At 53.6% G+C, this 2,608-nt stretch carries 1 rRNA gene; it reads left to right on the forward strand.

Features of this window, described 5'->3' with window-relative positions:
* A 23S ribosomal RNA gene (locus tag LJE11_RS18775) occupies positions 1-2,608 on the forward strand; the annotation flags it as partial.

A 2,608-nucleotide genomic window follows, 5' to 3' on the forward strand; every position in this document is an offset into this window, starting at 1 on the left:
GGAAGGGAACCCGGGGAACTGAAACATCTAAGTACCCGGAGGAAAAGAAAGAAAACTCGATTCCGTAAGTAGCGGCGAGCGAACGCGGAGGAGCCTAAACCGGAATGCGTGCATTCCGGGGTTACGGACTGCATTTAAGATTCTTTGAAGCTAACAGAACGGTTTTGGGAAAGCCGGCCGGAGAGGGTGAAAGCCCCGTACGTGAAAGCTGATGAGACTGAGCAGGATCCAGAGTACCACGAGACACGTGGAACCTTGTGGGAAATCAGGGGGACCACCCCCTAAGGCTAAATACTACTTAGTGACCGATAGCGCATAGTACTGTGAAGGAAAGGTGAAAAGGACCCCGGGAGGGGAGTGAAAGAGAACCTGAAACCCTGTGTCTACAAGCTGTGGAAGTGCTTTATATGCACGACCGCGTACTTTTTGTAGAACGGTCCGGCGAGTTACGCTTACTGGCAAGGTTAAGCACTTCAGGTGTGGAGCCGTAGGGAAACCAAGTCTTAAGAGGGCCAGAGTCAGTAGGAGTAGACCCGAAACCGGGTGATCTATCCATGTCCAGGTTGAAGCTGCCGTAAGAGGTAGTGGAGGACCGAACCCACATCCGTTGAAAAGGGTGGGGATGAGGTGTGGATAGGGGAGAAATTCCAATCGAACCCGGAGATAGCTGGTTCTCCTCGAAATAGCTTTAGGGCTAGCCTCGATACAGATTTGCGGAGGTAGAGCACTGAATTTCCTAGGGGGCGTCAAAGCCTACCGAAGAATATCAAACTCCGAATGCCGCGTAATCGATTATCGGGAGTCAGACTGCACGAGATAAGTTGGGCGGTCAAAAGGGAAAGAGCCCAGACCTTCAGTTAAGGTCCCCAAGTGCGCGTTAAGTGGAAAAGGATGTGGGATTTCGAAGACAACCAGGATGTTGGCTCAGAAGCAGCCATCCATTCAAAGAGTGCGTAATAGCTCACTGGTCGAGAGGTCCTGCGCCGAAAATGTCCGGGGCTGAAACGCGCCACCGAAACTAAGGAACCGAAAGGTTGGTAGAGGAGCATTGCATGCGGGAAGAAGCAGTACCGAAAGGAGCTGTGGACTGCATGGAAGAGAGAATGCCGGAATGAGTAGCGAGAATAAGGTGAGAATCCTTATGGCCGAATATCCAAGGTTTCCAGAGTAAAGCTGATCTGCTCTGGGTAAGTCGGGGCCTAAGGCGAGGACGAGAGTCGTAGCCGATGGACAACAGGTGGAGATTCCTGTACTGCGGTATGACAGAACTGTGGGGACACGTAAGGAAAGCGGAAGCCGGGAATGGAAAGCCCGGTGCAAGCGGGGTACCAGTCACTTTGGCAAATCCGGGTGGCAATGGGAAGCCGTGATGCGGAGCGAAATAAAGTAGCGAAGTCCGTGAGCCATGCGTCAAGAAAAGCCGCTATTGTTTATACCGTACCCGTACCGTAAACCGACACAGGTGGATGAGGAGAGAATCCTAAGGCCGGCGGAAGAAGCATTGTCAAGGAACTCGGCAAAATGGCCCCGTAACTTAGGGATAAGGGGTGCCTGGGAAACCAGGCCGCAGAGAATAGGCTCAAGCAACTGTTTAGCAAAAACACAGGTCTATGCGAAACCGAAAGGTGAGGTATATGGGCTGACGCCTGCCCGGTGCTGGAAGGTTAAGAGGAGAGGTTAGCGCAAGCGAAGCTTTGAATTTAAGCCCCAGTAAACGGCGGCCGTAACTATAACGGTCCTAAGGTAGCGAAATTCCTTGTCGGGTAAGTTCCGACCCGCACGAAAGGCGTAATGATTTGAGCGCTGTCTCGACAATGCATCCGGTGAAATTGAAGTACCAGTGAAGATGCTGGTTACCTGCGCCAGGACGGAAAGACCCCATGGAGCTTTACTCCAGTCTGGTACTGGGACTCGGTATTGCATGTACAGGATAGGTGGGAGGCTAGGAGATGGTAACGCCAGTTGCCATGGAGCCGCTGTTGGGATACCACCCTTGCAGTATTGGGTTTCTAACCAGCCGCCGTGACCCGGCGGTGGGACAATGCCAGACGGGGAGTTTGACTGGGGCGGTCGCCTCCGAAAGGGTATCGGAGGCGCCCAAAGGTTCCCTCAGAATGGACGGAAACCATTCGAAGAGTGCAAAGGCAGAAGGGAGCTTGACTGCGACACCGACGGGTGGAGCAGGTACGAAAGTAGGGCTTAGTGATCCGGTGGTATTAAGTGGGAATGCCATCGCTCAACGGATAAAAGCTACCCTGGGGATAACAGGCTTATCACTCCCAAGAGTTCACATCGACGGAGTGGTTTGGCACCTCGATGTCGGCTCATCGCATCCTGGGGCTGTAGTAGGTCCCAAGGGTTGGGCTGTTCGCCCATTAAAGCGGTACGCGAGCTGGGTTCAGAACGTCGTGAGACAGTTCGGTCCCTATCCGGCGTGGGCGTAGGATATCTGAGAGGAGCTGTCCTTAGTACGAGAGGACCGGGATGGACGGGCCGCTGGTGCATCGGTTAGACTGCCAAGTCTACGGCCGAGTAGCCAAGCCCGGAAGGGATAAACGCTGAAGGCATCTAAGCGTGAAGCCCCCCTTAAGATGAGATATCCCATTCG

It is taken from the genome of Blautia sp. DFI.1.216 (assembly GCF_020594215.1).
GTDB lineage: Bacteria > Bacillota > Clostridia > Lachnospirales > Lachnospiraceae > Blautia_A > Blautia_A wexlerae.